Origin of the sequence: Micromonospora sp. NPDC047753 (genome assembly GCF_040642735.1) — a bacterium.
GTDB lineage: Bacteria > Actinomycetota > Actinomycetes > Mycobacteriales > Micromonosporaceae > Micromonospora.
Genome location: NZ_JBEYSL010000864.1, coordinates 1 through 1319, shown reverse-complemented (window position 1 = coordinate 1319; position 1319 = coordinate 1). Strand labels below are relative to the sequence as shown.

Annotated in this window: 2 protein-coding genes; both read left to right on the top strand. The window is 74.0% G+C overall.

Translation table 11 applies throughout. The features are described 5' to 3' along the window. On the top strand, positions 1-1093 hold a 1093-nt coding region (locus tag ABZ749_RS35295), incomplete at its 5' end, for a flotillin domain-containing protein (protein ID WP_357235765.1). A gap of 43 nt (positions 1094-1136) precedes the next feature. Beyond that, a partial coding sequence (locus ABZ749_RS35290; RefSeq protein ID WP_357235768.1) for a hypothetical protein occupies positions 1137-1319 on the top strand: 183 nt, incomplete at its 3' end.

Here is a 1319-nt window from a genome sequence, read left to right as displayed (position 1 = left end):
CTCGATCGTCGGCCGGCTCACCGTCGAGGAGGTCATCCGGGACCGGGCGGCGTTCGCCAGCGCCGTGGCCGAGGAGGCCGAGCACTCGATGACCAACCAAGGTCTGGTGTTGGACACCTTCCAGCTCCAGGACATCCTCGCCGAGGGCTCCTACCTGCAGGACCTGGGTCGACCCGAGGCCGCCCGGGTGCTCAAGGACGCGGCGATCGCCGAGGCGCGGGCCCGGCAGCAGGCCGAGCAGGAGCGCCTGCTCGCCGAGGAGGCCATCGCCGAGGCGAACCGGAACCTGGCCCTCAAGCAGGCCGGCATCCAGGCCGAGATCGACGCGGCGAAGGCGAAGTCCGCGGCGGCCGGACCGCTCGCCCAGGCCGAGCGGGACCAGGCGATCCTTTCCGAGCAGCAGAAGGTGGCCGAGCGCAACGCCGAACTCAAGCAGCGCCAACTCGACACCGAGGTTCGCAAGCCGGCCGACGCGGCCCGGTACAAGGTGGAGCAGGAGGCCGAGGCGTCCCGCAACGCGGCGGTGCTGCACGCCGACGCGCAGCGCCAGTCGGTCATCGCCGCAGCGCAGGCCTCCGCCGAGCAGGCCCGCCTCACCGGTGAGGGTGAGCGGGCCCGACGGGCCGCGCTCGCCGAGGCCAACGCCATCGAGGGCGCCAAGGAGGGTGAGGCCGAGCAGCGGCGACGCTCCGCCATCGCCGAGGCGGTGGAGCGGGAGGGCCAGGCCGAGGCCGCGGCCATCCTCGCCAAGGGTGAGGCCGAGGCCGACGCGATGGCGCGCAAGGCCGAGGCGTTCGCCGCGTACGGAGAGGCGGCCGTGCTCGACCTGCTGGTCAAGGTGCTGCCGCAGGTCGTCGAGGCGGCCAGCGCGCCGATCGGGGCGATCGACAAGATGACCGTCATCTCCACCGACGGCGCGTCGTCGCTCACCAGGTCGGTGGCCGGCAACGTGGCCCAGGGCCTCCAGCTCGGCAGCGATCTCACCGGGATCGACCTGCCCGGACTGCTGGCACGGCTCGGTGCCGGACGGAGCGACGCCACCGCGCCGGTCACCGGGGGCGGCACTGTGGACGGCAGCGCAGTCTCGCGCTGAGCGCGCACAACCGGCCGACAGTCAGGGCTCTGGCCGGCACCGGATGACCCACGAACGGCCGGCGCCCGCCGGCACCGCCTCCCAAGGGAGGGGTGCCCTGTACACCCCGCTGCACGGGGTGGGCGCGGCGGTGCTCATCACCGCCTTCGCCAGCGCTGGTTTCCCGACCCCCGGGGTGGTGCCCGACCAGGCCGAGCCGGACCCGGCGTTCCCCACCGTGTCGTTC